The organism is Georgenia phoenicis (assembly GCF_047302425.1).
Lineage (GTDB): Bacteria > Actinomycetota > Actinomycetes > Actinomycetales > Actinomycetaceae > Oceanitalea.
Genome location: NZ_CP154855.1, coordinates 1,753,753 through 1,774,121 on the forward strand (window position 1 = coordinate 1,753,753; position 20,369 = coordinate 1,774,121).

The following is a 20,369-nucleotide window of genomic DNA, read 5'->3' on the forward strand; positions in this document are numbered from 1 at the left end:
ACACATGAGCGACAGGGTTCGGATGGGCGGCTCACGCCGTGCCGGGCGACCGAGACGACGGCAGAGGTCCCGTCCACAGCACAGGTGCCGGACGTGGGCTGCTGGACTCGGTAACCTCTGAACTGCAAGCGGTAACGACGGACTTCCGGTTCCCGGATATGTCCCCACCGCACGACTACTCGTGCCGTGTGAGGGATCCATCTGGTGGCCGACGTTCGAACGAGCGCACGCGCGCTTGCTGACATCTGCAGCAGTGACATCTCGGTTCTCGAGGACCGTATGGCCAGCCACCTCTACAGCACTGGTGCTGGGGCACCCGGGCCGGGCGAGCGGCGGTCCTGGCGTGGGAGTCTTCCGGTCCTGGCCCAGGACCTCGTAGACGCGGGTCTCGGAGACGTCGAGGTCATCTTGGAGCACCGACTGCCACTGTCGAGCAAGCGTATTGACGCATTGCTCGTGGGGCGTCATCCAGAGACACGGAAACCAAGCATCGTCGTCGTGGAGCTCAAGCAGTGGAGTGGCGCGACGAGCTGGGAGGGTAGCGACACCCTCGTTGACGTCGCTGCGGCCCCATACCGACCGGCGCTCCACCCGGGCGTCCAGGTCAGGGGCTACGTGGAGTACCTCAGAGACTTCATGCCTGTCCTTGCCGACGACCCGAGCATGACCGCCGGTGTTGCGTACCTCCACAACGCGACCGACAACGCCGTGGCCGACCTGTTTGGGCTTCCTCTCACAGAGTCCTCCCGGCTCTTCACGGGCCAGCGTCGCGGAGCGTTCCACGACTACCTTCGGTCGCGCCTGGCACCAGAGCCGGCCGTCGATGTGGCCGACCAGTTCCTCAGCGCTGCCATCGCTCCCTCCAAGCAGCTCTTGAGTGTGGCTGCCGACGAGATCCGAGATCGCGAGCAGTTCGTGCTGCTCGACGAACAGCGGGTCGCTTATGAAATCGTGCTCCGGGAAGTCGAAGCCGCTAGGCAAGCGGACAGCAAGTCAGTTGTCGTCATCGCGGGGGCACCGGGCAGCGGGAAGAGCGTCATCGCGCTTTCTCTCCTCGGTGAGCTGGCTCGTCAGGGGCGGGCCGTGATCCACGCAACCGGGTCTAGGTCATTCACCCAGACCATGCGTCAAGTCGCGGGTAAGGGCTCCACGCGCGTCAAGAGCCTCTTCAAGTACTTCAACTCGTTCATGGACGCCGAGAGGAACGGTCTCGACGTCCTGGTACTCGACGAGGCTCACCGCATTCGAGAGAAGTCCGTCAACCGGTACACGCCCAAGCAGTTGCGGGAGATTGCGCGGCCACAGATCGAGGAACTGATCGACGCAGCGCGCGTGCCCGTCTTCCTCCTGGACGAGCACCAGGTAGTTCGCCCTGGGGAGATGGGAACTGTCGCGGACATCGAGGCTCATGCCACCAGAAGGGGGCTGCCAGTCCGCCACATCGATCTGAACGCTCAGTTCCGGGCGGGCGGCAGCCAGGCCTATCTCGACTGGGTGCACCGCCTGCTCGGACTTACCGACGAGAACTCCTCCCAAGTCGGGTCACTTGACTGGCAAGATGAGCCGACGTTCTCGGTCGACGTCGTGGACTCGGTGGAGGAGCTCGAAGGGCGACTTCGCTCCTTCCACGACTCCGGAGTCACCGCTCGGATGACCGCCGGCTTCTGCTGGCCGTGGAGCAACCCCACGAAGGACGGTCGGCTTGTGCACGACGTCCAGATCGGCGAGTGGAGCCGTCCCTGGAACCTCAAGAGCGACCGCGCAGTGGGCGGCGCCCCTCCGTCGTCACTGTGGGCGACCGACCCAGCCGGATTCGACCAGGTCGGCTGCGTCTACACCGCGCAGGGCTTCGAGTATGCGTGGAACGGTGTGGTGCTCGGTCCCGACTTGGTGTGGCGAGACGACCACTGGGTGTCGCGACGAGAGTTCAATAAGGACCCTGACTTCCGGTCGAAGGCAGCGGTCGACGATGCCACCTTCGACCGCCTCGTGCGGCACGTGTACAAGGTCTTGCTCACGCGCGGGCTGCGAGGAACGCTGCTGTACTCCATGGACCCAGAAACCCAGAGCATGCTCCGGACGCGCGTCAACCCCCGCGTTGCCGTCCGCGTCGCAGGAGCGTAGCCACGTCCAGCCGGTCGCACACTCGATCAGTTGCAACAGCGGTTGCGCTCTTAGCGTTCATAGCCCGCCTCGCTCCGCAGTTTGAGAGAATTGGGGCTGGATCCCGCGCGCCTGAGGAGCAGACCGCATGTCGAACCCGCTCGACCTTGGCCAGAACCAGACCCCCGCCGTCGAGAACCCGCTGCAGCTCGAGCCGCCTGCGCCGGCGGCCGAGGTGGAGGTGCGCGAGCCGGAGAAGGTTGGCGGCGTCATCCTCGTGGACGCTGAGACGCAGCAGAAGCACGCGGACACCGCGCGCGAGTTCCTCGACGACCTGCTCGCCGCGCCGCTGCACAGCCCGGAGTTCCAGACGAAGGTCGCGCAGCTGACCAAGCTGGGCGAGGACACGATGCGGCAGGCGGGGGACTCCTCCAACCGGATGCTCCAGCGGCCGGCAGCCGCGGCGTCGGCGTCCGGAGAGGATCCGGCGTCGAGAACCGGGGCGAGCCTGGCCGAGCTGCGGCAGATCGTCTCCGACCTCGACCCCAAGCGCCACGACCTCACCGGCGGCAAGCGGCTGCTCAAGTTTCTGCCCGGTGGCAACGCGATCGAGCGGTACTTCCGCAAGTACGAGTCCGCGCAGGACCAGCTCGACGCCATCACCAAGGCGCTCAAGGGCGGTCAGGACGAGCTGCGCATGGACAACGCCGCCATCCAGACCGAGCGTGACTCGCTGTGGGCGGCGCTCGGGCAGCTCGCCAACTACGCCGTACTCGCCCGGTACCTCGGTGACGGGCTCGAGCAGCGCATCGCCGGCCTGCGCGCCGAGGGGAAGACGGACGAGGCGACCACCCTCGAGACCGACGCGCTCTTCTACGTCCGCCAGCGCCACCAGGACCTCATGACCCAGATGGCGGTCTCGGTCCAGGGCTACCTCGCCCTCGACGTCGTCAAGAAGAACAACACCGAGCTCATCAAGGGCGTGGACCGCGCGCTCGACACGACGATCGCCGCGCTGCGGGTGGCCGTCATCGTGTCCCAGGCGCTCGCGCAGCAGCAGATCACGCTGGCGCAGATCGAGGCCCTCAACTCGACGACCGCGGACATGATCGTCTCCACTTCCGAGCTGCTGCGCTCCCAGGGGACCGCCATCCAGCAGCAGGCGGCGAAGGCGACCGTCGACCCGGCCAAGCTCCAGCAGGCGTTCGACAACGTCTTTCAGGCCATGGACGAGATCGACCGGTACAAGGTCGAGGCGACGCGGTCGATCAAGCAGACGGTCGAGGTTCTCGAGGGGCAGGTCGGCCGCGCGCGGCTGCAGCTCGAGCGCAGCCACTCCTCGGACGCCTCGACCACCGATCCCGAGCAAAGGAGCTGACGATGTCACGGCTGACTCTGGGCAACGTCGTCAAGGTGGGCCTCGTTGTCCTCTTCCTTCCCTTCATCGCCTACCTCGTCCTGCTCATCGGCGGGGTGAAGAAGAAGCTCGGCGTCATCCTCGAGGGCCTGCTGTACGCGGCCGGCTTCACGGCGGGCATCTTCGTGCTCGACATCATCGGCGTCGGCGGTGTGCTCGCCCTCGCGTCGATGGGCGTCTCGGCCGTGCGCTCCTGGCACCTGCGCGACCTGTGGCTCCCTGCCCGACGGCGGTGGTGGCACCGGTTCACCGGCGCACCGTCGCAGGAACTGGTGGAGGCGACGCCCCCGCCGGAGGCCGCGGTCGAGGGGGCGGACGGCTGGGCTGCCGCACTCGGCTGGGTGGGGGCCCTCGCCAGGCAGAGCCGGATGCGGCTTCCCTCCAGCGCCTACGTTACCTTCGAGCGGACGCACCGGCTGCTGGGCGCCGTCGTCGAGGCGGAGCGGCGGGAGCCGTCGCGCGATGCGCGGTTCGAGTACGAGCTGGACGCCATGGTGAGGGAGTACCTACCCGGGGTCCTGCGCGGCTACCTCGCCATCCCGCCGACCATGGTGGAGACCCGCCAGCCCAACGGGCGCACCCCGAACGAGGAGCTCGCCGAGCAGCTCCAGCTCCTCGCCGGCCAGGCCGAGGCCCTGCACGCGAGCCGGCACAGCCGGATCCCGGCAAAGCTGACCACCACGGGCAACTTCCTGCGCGAGAAGTACGGGAACCTCCACCGCGAGGCGTTCGACTTCGGGGTCAAGTAGGCGCGACCCTCATGGCGGCCGGGGCGCGAGGGACGGTGATGATCGCCGACGGCGTAGCGCTCGAGGTCGTCAGCTACGGCGACGGCGAGGCGGTGGTCGTCATCCAGACCGCGCTCACCGGCGACGAGCTGCTGCCGCTCACCGAGCTGGTAGGGGAGGGGCGGGCCTTCGGGCGATCCACCTCGGCCGCCGCGGGTACGGCACCGCTAGCGGTCGCGGCCGGTTCGGGACAACGATGCCCGACATGGCGGCGGACTGCCGCGACGCCATGGACGGGCTCGGCGTCGTGCCCGCGCACGTCGTCGGGGCGAGCTTCAGCTGCGCCGTCGCACTGTCCCTAGCGGTTCTGGCGCCGTCCCACGTGCGGTCCCTGACGCTCGTCGAGCCGCCGCCGGTCGACGGCCCCGGGGCCGAGCAATTCCGTGCGGCCACGGCCGGGCTCATCGCCACGGCGAGGACGCGAGGTACGGCAGCGGCGCTCGAGGAGTTCATGCCTCGGCTCTACGGGAAGCCGTGGCGCGATGCACCCGAGCTCGGTGGTCCCGACAAGATCGCCGCCATCGAGCGTGATGCGGAGACCTTCTTCGCGGTCGACCTCCCCGCACTGCTGGCGTGGAGAGCCGACCCGGCGGCGCTGGCAGCCGTGGACCGCCCGGTGATGGTGATCGGCGGGACGGGGAGCGAGGCGTGGTTCCGTGAGGCGCAGGAGCTGCTCGTCCAGTGGTTGCCGCACGCCGAGCAAGCGACCGTCGTCGGCGCCGGTCACCTCGTCGCAACCACCCACCCGCGCGAGCTGGCCGAGCTGACGCCCGGGTTCGTCCGTCGCCATCGGTAGGGAGCTCGTCCCGGGGAAGCGCCGGGCAGGGATCGCCCAGGCGCAGCGATGCCTCCCGTCCGTCGAGGTGGTCCACTCACTGGCCATCTCCAGCCAGTCCGTCCAGCCATGAGTCGCTCAGGTCAGCCGAAGTGCACGCCGTCAGGCTGGTTCGTGATCACCTCGAGCGGGCGCTGGGCGATCTGCCGGACGGGCTGCCAGTAGTTGTCGATCCAGATCGGGGTGTCCTCGTCGAAGTTGGCGAGAAACTCCAGGACCTCGGTCTTGGTCATGAACTGGAAGCCCTCGGGCAGCTTCCGTCTCAGCGGCCAGGCGTGGTCGTTCGCGTCCATGTCATGTTCCTTCCGGTGCAACACCCGCCCGGTGGGCAGGGTTGCTGGAGGAACGGCGGCATGGTCAGCAGCATGGGGACGGCGGGCTCGGACTCGTTGGGGGTCGCGCGACGAGGCGTCAGTTGAGAGCCCGCGTCGACTCGGGGATTACGCCGTCGGCGTAGAGGCTCTTGGCGACGTCCTGCAGGGCGGTCAGGGCGACGCGCTGGGTGGTGGGGCCGTAGGAGATGCGGGCGACGCCGAGGGCCTCGTACTCGGCGGCGGCGAGGGCGCCGGGCAGGCCGATGACGCTGACCTTGCGCTCGCCGATGCCCTCGACGAGCCGGCGGGTGACGTCGGCGTCGAGGACGCCGGGGACGAAGACGATGTCGGCGCCGGCGTCGAGGTAGGCGCGGCCGCGCTCGATGGCGTCGGCGACGGACTCCTCCATCGGGCGATCGCCGCCGCGCACGATGGCGTCGGTGCGGGCGTTGAGGGAGAACGGCACGCCCTCGGCCTCGCCGGCGGCCACGACGGCCGCGACGCGGGCCGCGGACTCGGCGACCGGACGCAGGCGGTCCTCCATGTTGGCGCCGACGATGCCGACGCCGATGGCGCGACGGGTGGTCTCGCCGGTGTCCTCGTAGCCGTCGTCGAGGTCGGCGGTGACCGGGACGTCGCCGGCGGCCTCGACGATCCTTCCGACCATGTCGAGGGTGAGGTCGAAGGGGATGGTGCCGTCCGGGTAGCCGAAGGTGGCGGCGATCGAGTGGCCGGCGGTGGCGATCGCCTTGGTCTCGGGCAGGGCGAGGATCGCCTTCGCGGAGACGACGTCCCAGACGTTGACCACGCGGAGGATCTCGGGGGCTGCGTGCAGGGCGGACAGCGCCCGTGCGCGGTCGGCCGGTGAGGTCGTGGGCTGGGGCGAGGTCTGCGAGGTCATCCGGCCACGCTAGCGTGGGAGCGTGGGGACGGGAAGGCTGCGCCCGACTACCGGGCCGTGTGCTTCGATCTGGTCATGAGGATCGCTGTGGCCGGTGGGACCGGCGTCGTCGGCAGGCACGTCGTGGACTCCGTGTCCGCTGCGGGCCACGAGCCCGTGGTGCTCGCCCGCTCGCGCGGCGTGGACCTGACGACCGGCGCGGGACTGGACGGCGCGCTGGAGGGCGTCTCCGCCGTCGTCGACGTCAGCAACGTGACCACGCTGGCCCGGCGCCCTGCCGAGCGGTTCTTCATCCGCGCGAGCGGGAACCTCCTCGCCGCCGGCAGGCGCGCCGGGGTGGGCCATCACGTGCTCCTGTCGATCGTCGGTGTCGACCGGTCGCCGCTCGGGTACTACCGCGCCAAGCTGCGGCAGGAGCAGACGGTGCTGGCCGGGCCGCTGCCCGCGACGGTGCTGCGCGCGACCCAGTTCCACGAGTTCGTCGACCAGACGCTCGCCCGGGTGCCCGGGCCGGTGGCTGTCGTCCCGCGGATGCGGATCCAGCCGGTGGCGGCGTCGGAGGTGGCGGCGCACCTCGTCGAGATCGCCGTCGGGGAGCCGCAGGGGAGGGCCGCCGACCTCGCGGGGCCGGAGGTGCACGAGATCGTCGACCTCGCCCGAAAGGTGACAGCGGCGCGCGGTCTGCGGCGTCCGGTGCTTCCGGTGCGGGTGCCCGGGGGAGCGGGGCGGGCGATGACCGACGGGTCGCTGCTGCCGACGCAGGACGGGCCCCGCGGGCGGATCACCTTCCGGGAATGGTTGGACGACGACGCCCGCTAGGGATTGCGGCTCCGCTCAGGCGAGCGGGCCTGGACGACCGGCGCGAGGATCACCAGGGCCGTCGCGGCGAGCACGTGCCACACGGCATGGCCCTGCCACAGGCTGTCCGGCCCGCAGAGCCGTCCGCCGGCCCGCGAGAGTGTCCCGACGAGGCTCCCGACGGCGAGCAGCGACACCGCCCAGCCGATCTGCCGACGTGTCGACGGCTGGTTCCGGGCACGAAGCAAGGTCGACCCGACGGCTACTGCCGCGACCGCCACCTGGGCCAGGTCGCCTGCGCGCGGAGCCGCGAGGATGAGCGGGACGAGCGCCACGGTCGGCACCGCCCACCACCACCAGTCCCGGGGGCGCAGGGTGAGCGCGGCGACGGAGTCCGCGGCCACGAAGGCCAGCGTGGCGAGGAGCGGGAGGTCGTGGACGAGGTCGGAGTACGCCGGGTCCGGGCCGTGCTGGACGAAGGAGCCGATGCCGATACCCGCGACGAGTGCTGGGTAGCCGAGTGCCGAGCGTCCGGCACGGGTGCGGACTGCGCCGTCGGCCGTGGCACGACGCTGTGCGCGACGGTACTGCGCCGCGATCACCGTCCCGGCGACGACGAACGCGAGGCTGCTCACCGCGGCGACCGGCTCCTGGAGCAGGCCGTCGGCGAGCGGCTCGCAGGTCACCGGCCCGACGCCGCCCAGGACTGCCGCACGGTGGCCAGGTTCCGCCGTCGGGAGTGGCGTAGCTGGACGAGGATCCCGACGACGGCGAGCACCAGGTCCGCGACGTACCAGGCCGGGCGGCCGGCCAGGGAGACGTCGGCGCCGACGAGCGACTCGACGTCGAGCATGCCCAGCAAAAGCACGAGTCCGGCGATGGTGATGCTCGCGCCGGCGAAGGCGCTGACGACGATGAGCACGAGCTCGGGCAGGTTGGTGGCGATCGCGAGAAGTGCGAGCACGACACCGCCGACGAGGCCGACCATGATGAGTACCCACGGCTCCTCGGCGCCGACGGCGGACGCAACCGTCTGCCCCAGGACGAAGCCCATCGCGCCGAAGCCGAGGATGACGGCGACGGCGTAGAACACGTAGGCGAGCGCCCCGAACACCACCGCCCCGGCGACCGCCGCGACCCAGCCGGTGACGGTGCCCAGGTACTCCTGACCCGTCAGCTGCACCACCGCGACGGCGCCGATCCCGAAGCCGATGAAGGCGCCCCAGACCGCGAGCAGGACCCGCAGCGCGCCGCTCCCGCGGAAGCACAGCAGGAGACCCAGCAGCACAGCGAGAACTCCGACGACGACGTCGCTCATGGTGCCTCCTCTCGCGCAGGGTTATGGCGATCATCTTGCGCGACGGCTGCGCTGCTCGCCTTGCGGACGGTGCCCGTTCTGGTGTCGTGGTGGATGACCGGCCCGGAGGAGGAACGATGTTCGCCATCTGCGCCACGTGCGCCGTCGAGTACACGACGCCGCCACCCGAGGTGTGCCCGATCTGCGCCGACGAGCGCGAGTGGTCGGTGCCCGACGACGGGCAGCAGTGGACGAGCCTGCCCGCCCTGCGCGCCGACGGGCAGCGCCTCACCTGGTCGGAGGTCGAGCCGAACCGGGTGGAGATCGGCGCCGAGCCGTCCCTGGGGATCGGCCAGACCGCACAGCTGGTGACGACTCCCGCGGGCTCCCTGCTCTGGGACCCGACCGGCTACCTCGACGACGTGACGGTCGAGCGCATCCTCGCCCGCGGGCCGGTGCTCGCGGTCGCGGCCAGCCACCCGCACATGTTCGGCGTCCAGCTGGCCTGGGGCGAGGCGCTCGACGCGCCGGTCCTCGTCTGTGCGGCCGACGAGCAGTGGATCGGACGCCGCTCGGACCGGATCGAGCTCTACGAGGAGTTCCGGGAGGTCGGACCCGGCCTCAGGCTTCACCGCGTGGGCGGCCACTTCCCCGGCAGCGCGGTCGCCCACTGGGCCGACGGCGCGGGCGGCCGCGGCATCGTCCTCAGCGGTGACACGGTGTACCCCAACCCGGACCGCAGGTCGGTCGGGTTCCTCCGGAGCTACCCCAACCGGCTGCCGCTGTCCGGGGCGGCGGTGCGCCGCATCGCCGACCGGCTGGCGTCACTCGAGTTCGACCGGATCGTCGGCAACTTCGCCAACTCGATCGAGACGGGCGCCCGCGAGGCCGTCGAGTGGTCCGCGCAGCGGCACATCGCGTGGGTGCGGGGGGACCGCGATGGTGAGACCGGGACAGTGCCTCCGGCGAACGACCCGGCCGAGGCGTAGCTGACGCCCTGCCAGTGGAGGCCTGGGACGATCCTGGAGGGATCGTCCGAGAATCTGATAATCAGATAGCATGCTGCTATGCGCACCGTCACGGCCACCGAGGCGTCGCGCCGGTTCTCCGAGCTGCTCGATGCGATCGAGGCGGGGGAAGCGGTGACGGTGACCCGCGGCAACCGGCCGGTGGCCGAGATCCGCCCGGCCCGTCGTCGCACGGGCCGCGACCTGCGCGAGGCGCTCGCTCAGGCCGACGCTCCCGACGACCGGTTCGCTGCCGATATCGCCGGGGCAGTGGGCGGCTTGGCCCAGGAGGTGGCCGACCCGTGGCGAGACGCCTGATCCTCGACACCAACGTCCTCATCGACTACGAGCGGGGGCAGCTGGATCAGGCAGCCCTGGACGACGATGAGTTGGCGATCGCTGCCATCACGGTGGCGGAGTACCGCACCGGCATCGAGCTCGCGAACTCGGTCGAGCGGGCCGCGGCACGGTCCCGTGCCCTGGCACTCATCACCGAGGCGATCGAGGTGCTCGACTACACCGAGGCGACGGCCGCCCACCACGCACGGTTGATCGCCCACACGCGACGGTCGGGCAGAGTCCGCGGAGCTCACGACCTGGTCATCGCGGCTCACGCCGCCCAGACCGGACGTGTCCTGCTCAGCCGTGACGCCGTGGCCAGGTTCGGTGACCTACCCGGCGTCGTCGCCGAAGAGCCGGCGGGACGGTGACGGCCGAGCGTCCTCGGTCGCGTCCTGGGCGAGGGTCGACGCGGCGCGCCCTCAGCGCCTCGCCATGAGCAGGTGCGCGGAGAGGAACTGCCCGGTGACGCTGTGGGCGTCCTCGGCGATCTGATCTGGCGTCCCAACAGCGACGATGCGGCCACCGGCCTCGCCGCCGCCGGGGCCCATGTCGATGACGTAGTCGGCGTTGGCGACGAGGTCGAGGTCGTGCTCGATGACGATGACGGTCGCGCCGCGGTCGGCGAGGCGCTGGAGGACGTGGAGCAGCGTGCGCACGTCGAGGGGGTGGAGGCCGACGCTCGGCTCGTCGAGGACGAAGACGGCGTCGGACTGGTCGCGGTGCAGCTGGGTGGCGAGCTTGAGCCGCTGCGCCTCGCCACCCGACAGCGCCGGGGTGTCCTCACCGAGCGTGAGGTAGCCCAGGCCCAGGTCCGCCAGGGCCTGCAGGCGGCGGCGCACCTTGGCGATGTCGCCGACGGCGTCGATCGCCTCGTCCACCGTGAAGCCGAGGAGCTCGGGCAGGGACAGGCCGTCGCGCAGGATCTCCTCCGCCACGGGGGCGTAGCGCGAGCCGCCGCAGTCGGGGCAGGGGACATCGACGTCGGGCAGGAACTGGACATCGAGGGTCACCTGGCCGGTGCCGTCGCAGCGCGGGCAGGCGAGCGAGCCGGTGTTGTAGGAGAAGTCCGAGGCGCTGAGCCCGCGGCGCTTCGCCTCGTCGGTGGCGGCGTAGGCCTTGCGCAGGTCGTCGTAGACGCCGGAGTAGGTGGCCACGGTCGAGCGGACGTTGATGCCGATCGGCGTCGCGTCGACGGTGTGGACGCGCGTGATCCCCTCCGCCTCCACGGACCGGACGTGCTTGGGGAGGCGGGCTGCGCCGTCGTCGTCCATGAGGGAGGTGAGCGCGGGGACGAGCGACTCGAGGACCAGGGTGGTCTTGCCGGAACCGGAGACGCCCGTGACGGCGACGAGCCGGCCGCGGGGGATGTCGACCTCGAGGGGGTGGACGGTGTGGATTGCGTCGGTGGCGAGGCGGAGGCGGCCGGCGTCGAACATCGCGGACTCGTCGGCGCGCTCGCGGACGACGACGGGCTCCTCGCCGGTGAGGAAGCCGCTGAGCAGGGAGTCGGGGCTGGCCGCGAGGTCCGCGGCGGTGCCCTGGGCGATGACACGGCCGCCGCCGGTGCCCGAGCCCGGGCCGATCTCCACGAGCCAGGACGCCTCGCGCAGGATCTGGACGTCGTGGTCGACGAAGACGACGGAGTTGCCGTCGGCGAGGAGGTCGCGCATGACGCCGAGCAGGCCGTCGACGTTCGAGGGGTGCAGGCCGATCGAGGGCTCGTCGAGGACGTAGAGGACGCCGGTGGTGCGGTTGCGGACGGCGCGGGCGAGCTGGACGCGCTGACGCTCGCCGGTGGACAGGGTGGAACCGGCGCGGTCGAGGGTGAGGTAGCCCAGGCCGAGCTCGACGAGGCGGCGGGCCATGCGCTGGAGGGTGTCGATCAGGCCGTCGGCCATCTCGTGCATGGTCGCGGGGAGGGTGGCGGTGACGGACGGGGCCCAGGTGACGACGTCGTCGAGGGTCATGGCGGTGACGTCGGCCAGGCCGAGGTCGCCGATGCGGGGGAGGCGGGCGCGCTCGCTGAGGCGGGTGCCGCCGCAGGTGCGGCAGGTGCCCTCGGTGAGGAAGCGGGCCACGCGCTTGAGGCGCTTCTCGTCGGTGGCGCGCTTGAGCTCCTCGGTGACGGTGAGCCGCGCGTTGCGGAAGGTGAAGTTGAGGTCGTGGACGTTCTTCTTCGTCGCGAAGGTGATGTGCTTCTTCTCCTCCGGCCCGTTGAGGACGATCTCGCGCTCCCAGTCCTCGAGGTCGCGGAAGGGGACGTCGGTGCGGACGCCGAACTCGCGCACGATCGCGGGCTGGACCTTGAAGTTGAACATCTGCCAGGGAAGGACGGCGCCCTCGTCGATCGTCCTGGACTCATCGGGAACGAGGGCGGCGTCGTCGACGTCGCGGACGACGCCGGTGCCGGTGCACGTGGGGCACGCGCCCTCGGAGTTGAAGGCGAGCTGCTCGGCGCCGGGTGCCTCGACCTGCGCGCCGCACTCGGGGCAGGTGAAGGGGACCTCGGCGGCGACGTCGATCGTGGGCGGGACGCGGTGGCCGTTGGGGCACACGTGCGAGGCGAGGCGGGAGAACATGAGGCGGATGACGTTGAGCAGCTCGGTGGAGGTGCCGAAGGTGGAGCGGACGCCGGGCACGCCGGGGCGCTGACGCAGGGCCAGGGCGGCGGGGACGTGCTCGACGGAGTCGACGGCGGCGCGCGGGGCGTGGGACATGCGGCGGCGGGTGTACGTGGAGAGCGCCTCGACGTAGCGGCGCGAGCCCTCCGCGTAGAGGACGCCGAGGGCGAGGGAGGACTTGCCCGAGCCCGACACCCCCGCGATGGCGACGAGCTCACGCAGCGGGATGTCGACGTCGATGTCCTTGAGGTTGTGGACGCGGGCGCCGCGGACGGAGATGTGGTCGGGCTGCGAGGTCACGGGCTGCTCCTTCGACGCGCCGTCGAGCGGGCGGGGTCGTGGACGACGACGCCGGTGCGGCGCCGTCGTCCATCTTCTCCGTGGCCGTGACGCGGGGCGAGTCATCGGTGCCGGCGACGACGGCGCGGGACCCTGTCCGGTTGGTGGGGTCCCGCGCCGTGTGCGTGCGGCTACGTACGTGCTCGTGTCACGACGACGGCGCCCCCGCGGCGGCGAGGCGCTCGGCGATCCCGGCGACCGACTCGTGCACCTGGGTGCGGAGCTCGCCGATGTCGACGCCGACGAGCTCGCCGTCCCACTTGCGGACCTGGCCGGCCACCCACACCGAGGAGATGTTCGAGCGGTCAGCGCCCAGCACGAGGGTCCCGATCGCGTCGTGCAGCGGCATGGTGTTGAGCGCCTCGGCGTCCACCGTGATGAAGTCCGCCTGCTTGCCGGGCGTGAGTGACCCCGTCCTGTCGTCCAGCCGCAGGGTGCGCGCCCCCGAGAGGGTGGCGAAGTCGAGGACGTCGCGGGTGGTGATCCGGCAGGGCGCCGCGTCGGTGCCGTAGACACCGTTGACCGCGCGCATGCGCTGGATCGTCAGCAGGGCGCGCATCTGCGTGAACATGTCGGAGGCCAGCGCCACCTCCACGTCCACCGACAGCCCGGGCCGGATCCCGTGCGCGAGCGCTTCGTCCACCGGCGGGACAGCGTCCTCGAGACCGATCTGGGCGTCGGACGTGGGGGCCAGGGAGACCGTCACCCCGTGGTCGCGCATCGCCGCCCAGGCACCGGCGGACAGCGCGGTGGAGTGGATCGACTCGAGGTGCGGGCCGAGCAGGCCCTGCCGCTGCCAGGCGATGATCGCCCGGGAGGCGGCCTCGCCGAACATGACGTCCAGGCTCACGCCGATGTCGAGGTCGCGCGCGATCTGGTCCAGCTCGGGGCCGTAGGCGAGGTGCTCGGCGATGTCGCCGGTGGCCAGGGCCGCCAGGCGGAGCGTGACGAGCTGGTCGTCGGTGGGGACGTAGGTCGAGCGGAGCCGAGCGAGGTCCGCCGGCCACTGGCCGTCCCAGTCACCAAAGTGCGGCGCCATGGAGGCGTGCACGCCGCGGATGCCGGAGTCGATCAGCGCGGTGATCGCCGCGTCGGAGTGCGCCGCCGTCCGGGAGTTGTGCGAGAAGTCGAGCATCGTCGTGATGCCGCCGTCGAGAGCCGTGAGCGCGGCCAGCCGCGTGCCGACGTAGACGTCCTCGGGGGTGTAGACGGGGGCGACCCGCATGAGCGTGTGCTGCAGGTAGCCGCCCAGGTCGTCGACGTCGGAGATGGTGCGGCGCATCTGGGCCTGCCAGGCGTGCCGGTGGGTGTCGACCATGCCGGGTGCCACGATGGTGCCGCTCATGTCGATGACGAGGGCTCCGGCGTCGGGCAGGTCGCGGCCCACCTCGACGATCCGCGTGCCGCGGATGAGGACGTCACCGCCGTCGATGATGCCCAGGGCCGGATCCATCGTCACGACGGTGCCGCCGCGCAGGAGGACGAGCCGGTCGGGGTCGGAGGCGGAGCGGGTGAGGGCGTCGAGGGTGCGGTCGCTCATCGGTTGTCCTTCCGCTGCATGGTGTAGCCGGCGTGGTGCAGGGCGTCGCCGGCGAAGTGGCCGAAGGCCCAGAAGCCGAGGTCGTCGAGGTAGTCGATGCGGTCGCCGTCCACCCAGTAGCTGCCCTGGAAGGCGTGCGGCCGCCCGCCGCGGGTCTCGTCGTAGCGGCCGTCGGCGGTGAGCTCCTGGTGGAGGAAGTCCTCGGTGTCCACCCACACGCCGACGCGGGCCGGGTCGACGGCGAGGCGCTCGGGCGTGAGGCCGACCGTGGGGCGGCCGGCGAGGTGCTCGCCGGCCCAGTACGTGGGGCGGCCCTCCCGCAGCACCGCGAGGAGGTGCTCGGGACGGGCGACGGCGGTGTGCAGCGCCGCCGTGAGGTCGCGTGCGTGCTCGTCGGGGACGACGACGAGGCTCGCGTCGGCGCCGGGGGCGAGGGTCCCGGCCCCCGTGCCACGGGCGGCGACGCCGAGGGCGACGTCGACGTCGAGACGCGCGGGGAGGATGGTGGTGCCGGTCGCGTCGACGACCACGGCGCCGTCGTCCTCCGCGGCGGTGACGATGCCGGGACCGACGCCGACGACGACGCTCCCGCCGATGAGGACGTCGGCTCCGGTCATGGTGCCGATGAGCGGGTCGAGGGTGTGGACGGTCGCGTTGGTGAGGAGGAGGGGACGGTCGGCGCCGGCGCGGACGGAGTCGAGGCCGGCGGGGGTGAAGGCGGGGTATGTGGTTGCCATGCCTCCACCCTCGTGCGGCGCGATCGGGCGGGGAAGGCCGGGCTGCACCCAGGGAGTGGCGCACCCTGGCTGCGTAGCAGAGGATCGCGACTACGGGCGGACGGCGTAGTGGAGGTAGACGCTGCCGTCGGGGAACCGCCGGTCCTTTTGCAGCTCGAGCTGGACCGCCATGGGCGGGAGGGCACGCAGGCCGCCGCCGAGCGTGCGGGGGCTGATGACGAGGTGCAGCTCGTCGACGAGTCCGGCCGCGAAGGCGTGACCGGCGAGCGTGGGACCGAAGACGCTGAGGTCCGCGGGGGAGTCGGCCTTGAGGCGGCGCACGGCCTCGGCGTCGAAGCGGGACTCGAGCCGGGTGCGTCGCGTGGGGACGTCGGTCAGCGTGGTCGAGTAGACCACCTTGTCCACCCGCTGCCACCACGTCGCGAAGGCCCGCTCGTGCTCACCCCACTCGGCCGGGATCGGATCTGTGTCCCACACCTGCATGAGCTCGTACGTGCGTCTCCCGTAGAGCTCGGTGCCGATCCGCTCCTGGAGCTCGTTGAGGAAGTCGAAGAGCTCGGGTGACGGCTCCCCACCGTCACCCTCCGTGGTGGGGTCGGCGATATAGCCGTCGAGCGAGCAGATGGGGACGTACAGCAGCGAGCCCACGGGGCCTCCTCGGGTGGGATGGTGCCGGTACCGACAGATCTCGACGGCGGAACTCATCGGTTCCGCCGCTGTGCACGATCAGAGCTGGCGCGGTGGCTCTTGGCCGTCAGGCGGACCGCGGTGTCTCGACGCCGTCGAGGGCGGTGCCGGTGCCCATCTTGCCCGCCGGGATGACGCTGAGGCTGCCGTCGCCCTCGAGGACGACGGCACCGATGTCGGCGAGGTCGCCGTTGCCCGTGGCGCGCACCGCCTGCCGCAGCTCGCCCATGGTCACGCGCTCCTCGCGGAGGGCCTTCTCCAGCGGCTGCCCGTCGCGGAGCAGCAGCGTCGGCTTCGCGGTGATGACCGACCGAGAGCTGGGGACGCGGGTTGAGGTCCACGTGATGGCCAGCTGCAGCACGGTGAGCAGACTGAAGGCGGCGAGGCCCTCGGCCCAGGTGACGTTCGTGTCGAGCAGGACCGTGGCCAGGATCGAGCCGAGCGCGACGGAGACGATGAGATCGAAGGCGTTGAGCTTGGCCAGCGTCCGTTTCCCGGTGACGCGCAGGATGAGGACCAGTGCCACGTACGCAGCGGCGCCGACGGCGAGGATGCGGACGATGTCGGACCAGGTGTCGAACCACATGGTGCCAGCCCAGCACGGACCGGACCGGGCGGCGACTGCGGGGCATGTCAGTGGGCCGACCTACGATCGGCGCAACTCCGACCCCTCCGAGAGCCCCACCCGATGATCGACTTCTAGACGAGATCCTCGTTGACGGCGAGAGCATCTACCTGGCGTTCAAGGGCATCCGTGACTCCGTGACGTTCACGAGCAAGCGGATCGTCGCCCTCAACGTGCAAGGGATGACCGGGAAGAAGCGCGACTACACCTCCCTGCCGTACAGCCGCATCCAGGCGTTCTCGGTGGAGACCGCGGGCACCTTCGACCTCGACTCCGAGATGGAGCTGTGGTTCAGCGGGTTGGGGCGGATCAAGCTGGAGTTCGCGCGCGGCGTGGACATCCGGGGCCTCAACCGGCTCATCGCGGACCATGCGCTCTGACGCGCCGCGCTACCTGTCGTCCTTGCCCTTCGCCCGGGAAGGGTCGTCGACCAGCGTCGAGGCCCAGTCCGGGACGTAGGAGGACACCTCGATCGGCGGCCGCTGGTAGCCGGTGCCGGGCGGGCGCTTGGGCAGGGTGACCTTCTCCCCGTCCGGGACGTCCTCGTAGGGGAGGGAGGAGAGCAGGTGGTGGATCATGTTGAGCCGCGCCTGCTTCTTGGAGTCCGAGGCCACGTGGTGCCAGGGCGCCACGGACGTGTCGGTGTGGACCATCATCTCGTCCTTGGCGCGGGAGAAGTTCTCCCACCGGGTGATCGACTCGAGGTCGATGGGGGAGAGCTTCCACTGGCGTAGCGGGTCGTGCAGGCGCTTGCGGAAGCGCTCGAGCTGGACGTCGTCGGAGACGGAGAACCAGTACTTGCGCAGGTGGATGCCGTCCTCGACGAGCATCTGCTCGAAGATCGGGCACTGGCGCAGGAAGCGCTTGTGCTCCTCGGGCGTGCAGAAGCCCATGACCTTCTCGACGCCGGCACGGTTGTACCAGGAGCGGTCGAACAGGACGATCTCGCCCGCCGCGGGCAGGTGCTGGATGTAGCGCTGGAAGTACCACTGCCCGCGCTCCCGCTCCGTCGGCGCGGGCAGCGCGGCGATGCGCGCGGTGCGCGGGGAGAGGTACTCGGTGATCCGCTTGATCGTGCCGCCCTTCCCCGCGGCGTCGCGGCCCTCGAAGACGACGACGACGCGTGCGCCCGTCTGCTTCACCCACCGCTGGAGCTTCCCGAGCTCGCCCTGCAGGCGGTAGAGCTCGGCCTCGTAGACCTTGTTCGGGATCTTCGTCGTGGTGAACCCGGCGGCCTCGGGGCTGACGTCGTCGGTGGCTGCTGTCTTCGTTGATCTGGCCATGAGGAGAGTGTGGCGCCGGGGCCCTCAGCGCGACACTGCTGGGGACAGTCTCGCGGGCCTGTGAGACGTGAGGGCTAGTCGCGCAGCTTGGCGATTTGTTCCTGGAGACCCGGGTACGAGCTGTCGGCCGCAAGGAGCCGCTCGAGGTCTTTCCTAGCCATGGCTCGCTTTCCTTCAGCCAGGTAAGTGATGCCCCTCTCAAGGTAAGCACGATTGCGGAGCTCCACCGGCCGAGTGCGAATCCTCAGCGACTCCTTGAACGACTCACGGGCGGACTCGAAGTACCCTTGCTCCCGGAAAGCGATAGCGCGTTGAATCAGCAGGTAAGTCGATGGGTCGTCTTGGTTCGTGATGCTGTCGGTCAGGGCGATGATCTCTTCCCATCGCTCCTGCTCGGCGTAGAGTTCGGCCAGTGACACCGCTGCGATTGTAGTGGGCGTTTCGATGCCTTCGACCACCTCGACCGCTGCAGCGAGATCGCCGCTTGCCTGGAGGAGCTCAGCGAGCAGGAGAGCCAGGGAATCTCGGTCCATTGGCAGGCGGGCTTCGACCCCCTCCGCAACGCCGAGCGTCAGCACCTGCCCCGGCAAGTACTTCTCGAAGAAGGGGTCGGTCGTAGGGTCGAAGCCCGTGCCGTACACCCATTCGACGAGTCCGCGTGCCCGTACGACGTCGCCAGCGGGTATCGCACTCTTGAGAGCCTCAAAGATTGCTGCTACGGCTCGAGCTTCGGGGTACTTGTCGGCGACCTCGGCTGTGGCCGTGATGTCGGCATCCTTGATCAGTGCGCGATGCAGGGCCTTCTCCCACTTGGGGGCGAATAAGCTGGGTGTAGGCGCTGCCGCAACTTGCGGGAGCGGCGCAGGAGCGCGTCGTGCGGCTCTTGGCTTAGAGCCGAGCTTGGACGAGGATTGATACGAGACGCCCGACCCTGGGATTCCCACGGACTTCGTCACTCTTCCGCGAGTGTTGACCGATACGCCCGCTCCACGTGGGCCGACCCGCAAGCTTGCGCTCTTCGGTGAGATGGTCATCCGCACGCCAAGTGCGATCTTGATCGACTTCCGCGCCCGAAAACCCACGCCGGGAACCCTCCTTGGTGTGCGTAGCCGTGCTGTCCAAACAGCATACGTACATATCTTCGTGACAGCGCTCCCGAACTAGCCGCGAACTTCGACGTCCACCGAGTGCCACCCGCTCGACCCGTCGGGCACGGGCGGGGCAAGCCGCTGGGTCTGCACCTCACCGGTGCCGTCCGTCGCTCGGACGGTGAGCGTGGGCTCCCCAGGCTCGGCGTCCCACTCGAGCGTCCACATCCGCCAGGAGTCGAGCGTGGGCTCGGCGGCGAGGGTGGCCGGCTGCCACTCGCCGTCGTCCACGCGCACCTCGACGGCGGTGATGCCACGGTGCTGTGCCCATGCGACCCCGGCGACGACGGTCGGGCCGGCGTCGATCGGGCCGCCGCGGGGCACGTCGATGCGGGAGGCCGTCTTGATCGGGCCGCGCGCGGACCAGCCGCGCGGGGTCCAGTAGCCCTCGTCGTCGGCGAAGCGGGTGACCTTGAGGTCGACCAGCCACTTCGTCGCCGACACGTAGCCGTACAGCCCCGGCACGACCATCCGCACCGGGAAGCCGTGCTGAGGGGCTAGCGGCTCACCGTTCATCCCGACGGCGAGGAGTGCGTTGCGCTCGTCGGTGAGCACCTCCAGCGGGGTGCCGGCGGTCCAGCCGTCGGCGCTCGTCGAGAGCACCATGTCCGCCTCCGGTAGCGGGCGCGCGCGGGCCAGGAGCTCGCGCACCGGCCAGCCGGTCCACACCGCGTTCCCGGCGAGGTTGCCGCCCACCTCGTTCGACACGCAGGTGAGCGTCACGAGCGCCTCGACCATCGGCTGGTCGAGCAGCTCGGCCATGTCGGTCTCGACCTCCCGCTCCACCAGCCCGTGCACCCGCAGCCGCCACGTTCTGGGGTCCACCTGGGGGACCACGAGCGCGGTGTCGATCCGGTAGAAGTCGTCGTTGGGCGTGCGGAAGGGCGTCTGCCCGGGCACGCCCGGGTCCGCGGCGGCCGGCACCGTCACGGGGTCCGTGACCCGCGGGACGACGAAGGCGTCGCGCGCGGCCCGCACGGCCTCGCCCGCACCACTGAGCACCCGCCCGGCGACGATCCCGAGCACACCCAGCACCGCCAGCGCCCCGCCGCCGACGAGCACCGAGCGGCGGGTGAGGTCTCTGGGCGTCGCGGCCAGCGCCGTCGTCGTCATGTCGCGGTTGAACCACGCGAGGACGAGGACGCCGACGACGACGCCGGCCACTGTCGGCAGCGCGTCCGTCACCCCGGCGCCGGGCCGGGTGAGCACCGCGGCGACGCCAAGCGCCCCGACGAAGGCGACGGCGGCGAGGGCGGCGGCTAGACGGTGGCGTGCAAGGAGGCCGATCCCGGCGCAGAGGGCGGCGAGGACGAGGCCCATGCCGACGAACAGCGCCGTCTTGTCCGCGGTGCCGAAGGTGGCGACGGCGACGTCCTTGAGCCACGGCGGGGTGAGGTCGACGAAGGCGTCGCCCACCGCGACGAGTGGTGACGGGGTGCCGGTGACCGTCGTGACGCGGCTCAGTAGGCCGGCGAGCAGCTCCGCGACGCCGAGTGTCACCGCGCCGGCGGCCAGCCCGGCCACCGCGGCCGTGCCTCGCGAGGAGGGCGTCATCGCACCATGGTCTACCGCTGTGTCGGTGCGCGC

General features: G+C 70.8%; 20 protein-coding genes and 2 pseudogenes. 10 read left to right on the forward strand and 12 right to left on the reverse strand.

Annotated elements, in window-relative coordinates:
• Positions 1 to 204 precede the first annotated feature (204 nt).
• The 4 genes and pseudogenes from AA0005_RS08270 to AA0005_RS08285 all read left to right on the forward strand — a co-directional run.
• Positions 205 to 2,124, forward strand: coding sequence for a DNA/RNA helicase domain-containing protein (locus AA0005_RS08270; protein ID WP_413452936.1), 1,920 nt, complete (start codon positions 205 to 207; stop codon positions 2,122 to 2,124).
• 127 nt (positions 2,125 to 2,251) lie between these two features.
• Positions 2,252 to 3,481, forward strand: coding sequence for a toxic anion resistance protein (locus tag AA0005_RS08275; protein ID WP_413452937.1), 1,230 nt, complete (start codon positions 2,252 to 2,254; stop codon positions 3,479 to 3,481).
• Between the two features lie 2 nt (positions 3,482 to 3,483).
• On the forward strand, positions 3,484 to 4,269 hold the full coding sequence (locus tag AA0005_RS08280) for a hypothetical protein (protein WP_413452938.1): 786 nt from the start codon (positions 3,484 to 3,486) through the stop codon (positions 4,267 to 4,269).
• Between the two features lie 163 nt (positions 4,270 to 4,432).
• Positions 4,433 to 5,104 (forward strand): annotated as a pseudogene (locus tag AA0005_RS08285) (alpha/beta fold hydrolase); the annotation flags it as partial.
• 122 nt (positions 5,105 to 5,226) lie between these two features.
• On the opposite strand, the gene AA0005_RS08290 reads toward AA0005_RS08285, so the two are convergent.
• Both AA0005_RS08290 and AA0005_RS08295 read right to left on the reverse strand, forming a co-directional pair.
• On the reverse strand, positions 5,227 to 5,436 hold the full coding sequence (locus AA0005_RS08290) for a hypothetical protein (protein WP_413452939.1): 210 nt from the start codon (positions 5,434 to 5,436) through the stop codon (positions 5,227 to 5,229).
• 118 nt (positions 5,437 to 5,554) lie between these two features.
• Positions 5,555 to 6,358: an isocitrate lyase/PEP mutase family protein gene (locus AA0005_RS08295; protein ID WP_413452940.1), complete on the reverse strand. Its 804-nt coding sequence runs from the start codon at positions 6,356 to 6,358 to the stop codon at positions 5,555 to 5,557.
• Between the two features lie 75 nt (positions 6,359 to 6,433).
• On the opposite strand from AA0005_RS08295, the gene AA0005_RS08300 reads away from it, so the two are divergent.
• Positions 6,434 to 7,177: an SDR family oxidoreductase gene (locus AA0005_RS08300; RefSeq protein WP_413452941.1), complete on the forward strand. Its 744-nt coding sequence runs from the start codon at positions 6,434 to 6,436 to the stop codon at positions 7,175 to 7,177.
• Here AA0005_RS08300 and AA0005_RS08305 read toward each other — a convergent pair.
• Complete coding sequence (locus tag AA0005_RS08305; protein WP_413453074.1) at positions 7,174 to 7,791, reverse strand: hypothetical protein; 618 nt, start codon at positions 7,789 to 7,791, stop codon at positions 7,174 to 7,176. The genes AA0005_RS08300 and AA0005_RS08305 overlap by 4 nt on opposite strands.
• Between AA0005_RS08305 and AA0005_RS08310 the strand changes: the two are divergent.
• A pseudogene (locus AA0005_RS08310) lies at positions 7,784 to 7,834 on the forward strand (hypothetical protein); the annotation flags it as partial. The gene AA0005_RS08305 and the pseudogene AA0005_RS08310 overlap by 8 nt on opposite strands.
• Before the next feature lie 4 nt (positions 7,835 to 7,838).
• On the opposite strand, the gene AA0005_RS08315 reads toward AA0005_RS08310, so the two are convergent.
• A complete protein-coding gene (locus tag AA0005_RS08315) occupies positions 7,839 to 8,474 on the reverse strand; it encodes a DUF4203 domain-containing protein (RefSeq protein ID WP_413452942.1) in 636 nt (211 codons plus the stop codon).
• A 116-nt stretch (positions 8,475 to 8,590) separates the two neighbouring features.
• Between AA0005_RS08315 and AA0005_RS08320 the strand changes: the two genes are divergently transcribed.
• The 3 genes from AA0005_RS08320 (at position 8,591) to AA0005_RS08330 (ending at position 10,170) form a co-directional block, all read left to right on the forward strand.
• Positions 8,591 to 9,442, forward strand: coding sequence for a hydrolase (locus tag AA0005_RS08320; RefSeq protein ID WP_413452943.1), 852 nt, complete (start codon positions 8,591 to 8,593; stop codon positions 9,440 to 9,442).
• A 78-nt stretch (positions 9,443 to 9,520) separates the two neighbouring features.
• Positions 9,521 to 9,778, forward strand: coding sequence for a type II toxin-antitoxin system Phd/YefM family antitoxin (locus AA0005_RS08325; protein WP_413452944.1), 258 nt, complete (start codon positions 9,521 to 9,523; stop codon positions 9,776 to 9,778).
• Positions 9,763 to 10,170, forward strand: coding sequence for a type II toxin-antitoxin system VapC family toxin (locus AA0005_RS08330; protein WP_413452945.1), 408 nt, complete (start codon positions 9,763 to 9,765; stop codon positions 10,168 to 10,170). Before AA0005_RS08325 ends, AA0005_RS08330 begins: the two co-directional genes overlap by 16 nt.
• 51 nt (positions 10,171 to 10,221) lie before the next feature.
• Here the strand turns inward: AA0005_RS08330 and AA0005_RS08335 are convergent, their stop codons facing one another.
• The 5 genes from AA0005_RS08335 to AA0005_RS08355 form a co-directional block, all read right to left on the reverse strand.
• Entirely contained in the window at positions 10,222 to 12,723 is a 2,502-nt protein-coding gene (locus AA0005_RS08335) for an AAA family ATPase (RefSeq protein WP_413452946.1), read from the reverse strand.
• Positions 12,724 to 12,910: 187 nt separating this feature from the next.
• Complete coding sequence (locus AA0005_RS08340) at positions 12,911 to 14,302, reverse strand: amidohydrolase family protein (RefSeq protein ID WP_413452947.1); 1,392 nt, start codon at positions 14,300 to 14,302, stop codon at positions 12,911 to 12,913.
• Complete coding sequence (locus AA0005_RS08345; protein ID WP_413452948.1) at positions 14,299 to 15,039, reverse strand: Atu4866 domain-containing protein; 741 nt, start codon at positions 15,037 to 15,039, stop codon at positions 14,299 to 14,301. Before AA0005_RS08345 ends, AA0005_RS08340 begins: the two co-directional genes overlap by 4 nt.
• A 90-nt stretch (positions 15,040 to 15,129) precedes the next feature.
• Positions 15,130 to 15,687: a dihydrofolate reductase family protein gene (locus AA0005_RS08350; RefSeq protein ID WP_413452949.1), complete on the reverse strand. Its 558-nt coding sequence runs from the start codon at positions 15,685 to 15,687 to the stop codon at positions 15,130 to 15,132.
• A 106-nt stretch (positions 15,688 to 15,793) separates the two neighbouring features.
• On the reverse strand, positions 15,794 to 16,312 hold the full coding sequence (locus AA0005_RS08355) for a DUF421 domain-containing protein (RefSeq protein ID WP_413452950.1): 519 nt from the start codon (positions 16,310 to 16,312) through the stop codon (positions 15,794 to 15,796).
• A gap of 44 nt (positions 16,313 to 16,356) precedes the next feature.
• On the opposite strand from AA0005_RS08355, the gene AA0005_RS08360 reads away from it, so the two are divergent.
• Complete coding sequence (locus AA0005_RS08360; protein WP_413452951.1) at positions 16,357 to 16,731, forward strand: PH domain-containing protein; 375 nt, start codon at positions 16,357 to 16,359, stop codon at positions 16,729 to 16,731.
• Positions 16,732 to 16,740: 9 nt separating this feature from the next.
• Here the strand turns inward: AA0005_RS08360 and ppk2 are convergent, their stop codons facing one another.
• The 3 genes from ppk2 to AA0005_RS08375 form a co-directional block, all read right to left on the reverse strand.
• Positions 16,741 to 17,634: a polyphosphate kinase 2 gene (gene ppk2 / locus AA0005_RS08365; protein WP_413452952.1), complete on the reverse strand. Its 894-nt coding sequence runs from the start codon at positions 17,632 to 17,634 to the stop codon at positions 16,741 to 16,743.
• 74 nt (positions 17,635 to 17,708) lie between these two features.
• The gene (locus tag AA0005_RS08370) at positions 17,709 to 18,716 is read right to left on the reverse strand and encodes a DUF4236 domain-containing protein (protein WP_413452953.1); all 1,008 of its coding nucleotides are present in this window, start codon (positions 18,714 to 18,716) and stop codon (positions 17,709 to 17,711) included.
• Positions 18,717 to 18,794: 78 nt separating this feature from the next.
• Positions 18,795 to 20,336, reverse strand: a complete 1,542-nt coding sequence (locus AA0005_RS08375; protein WP_413452954.1) for a molybdopterin-dependent oxidoreductase — start codon at positions 20,334 to 20,336, stop codon at positions 18,795 to 18,797.
• Positions 20,337 to 20,369 lie beyond the last annotated feature (33 nt).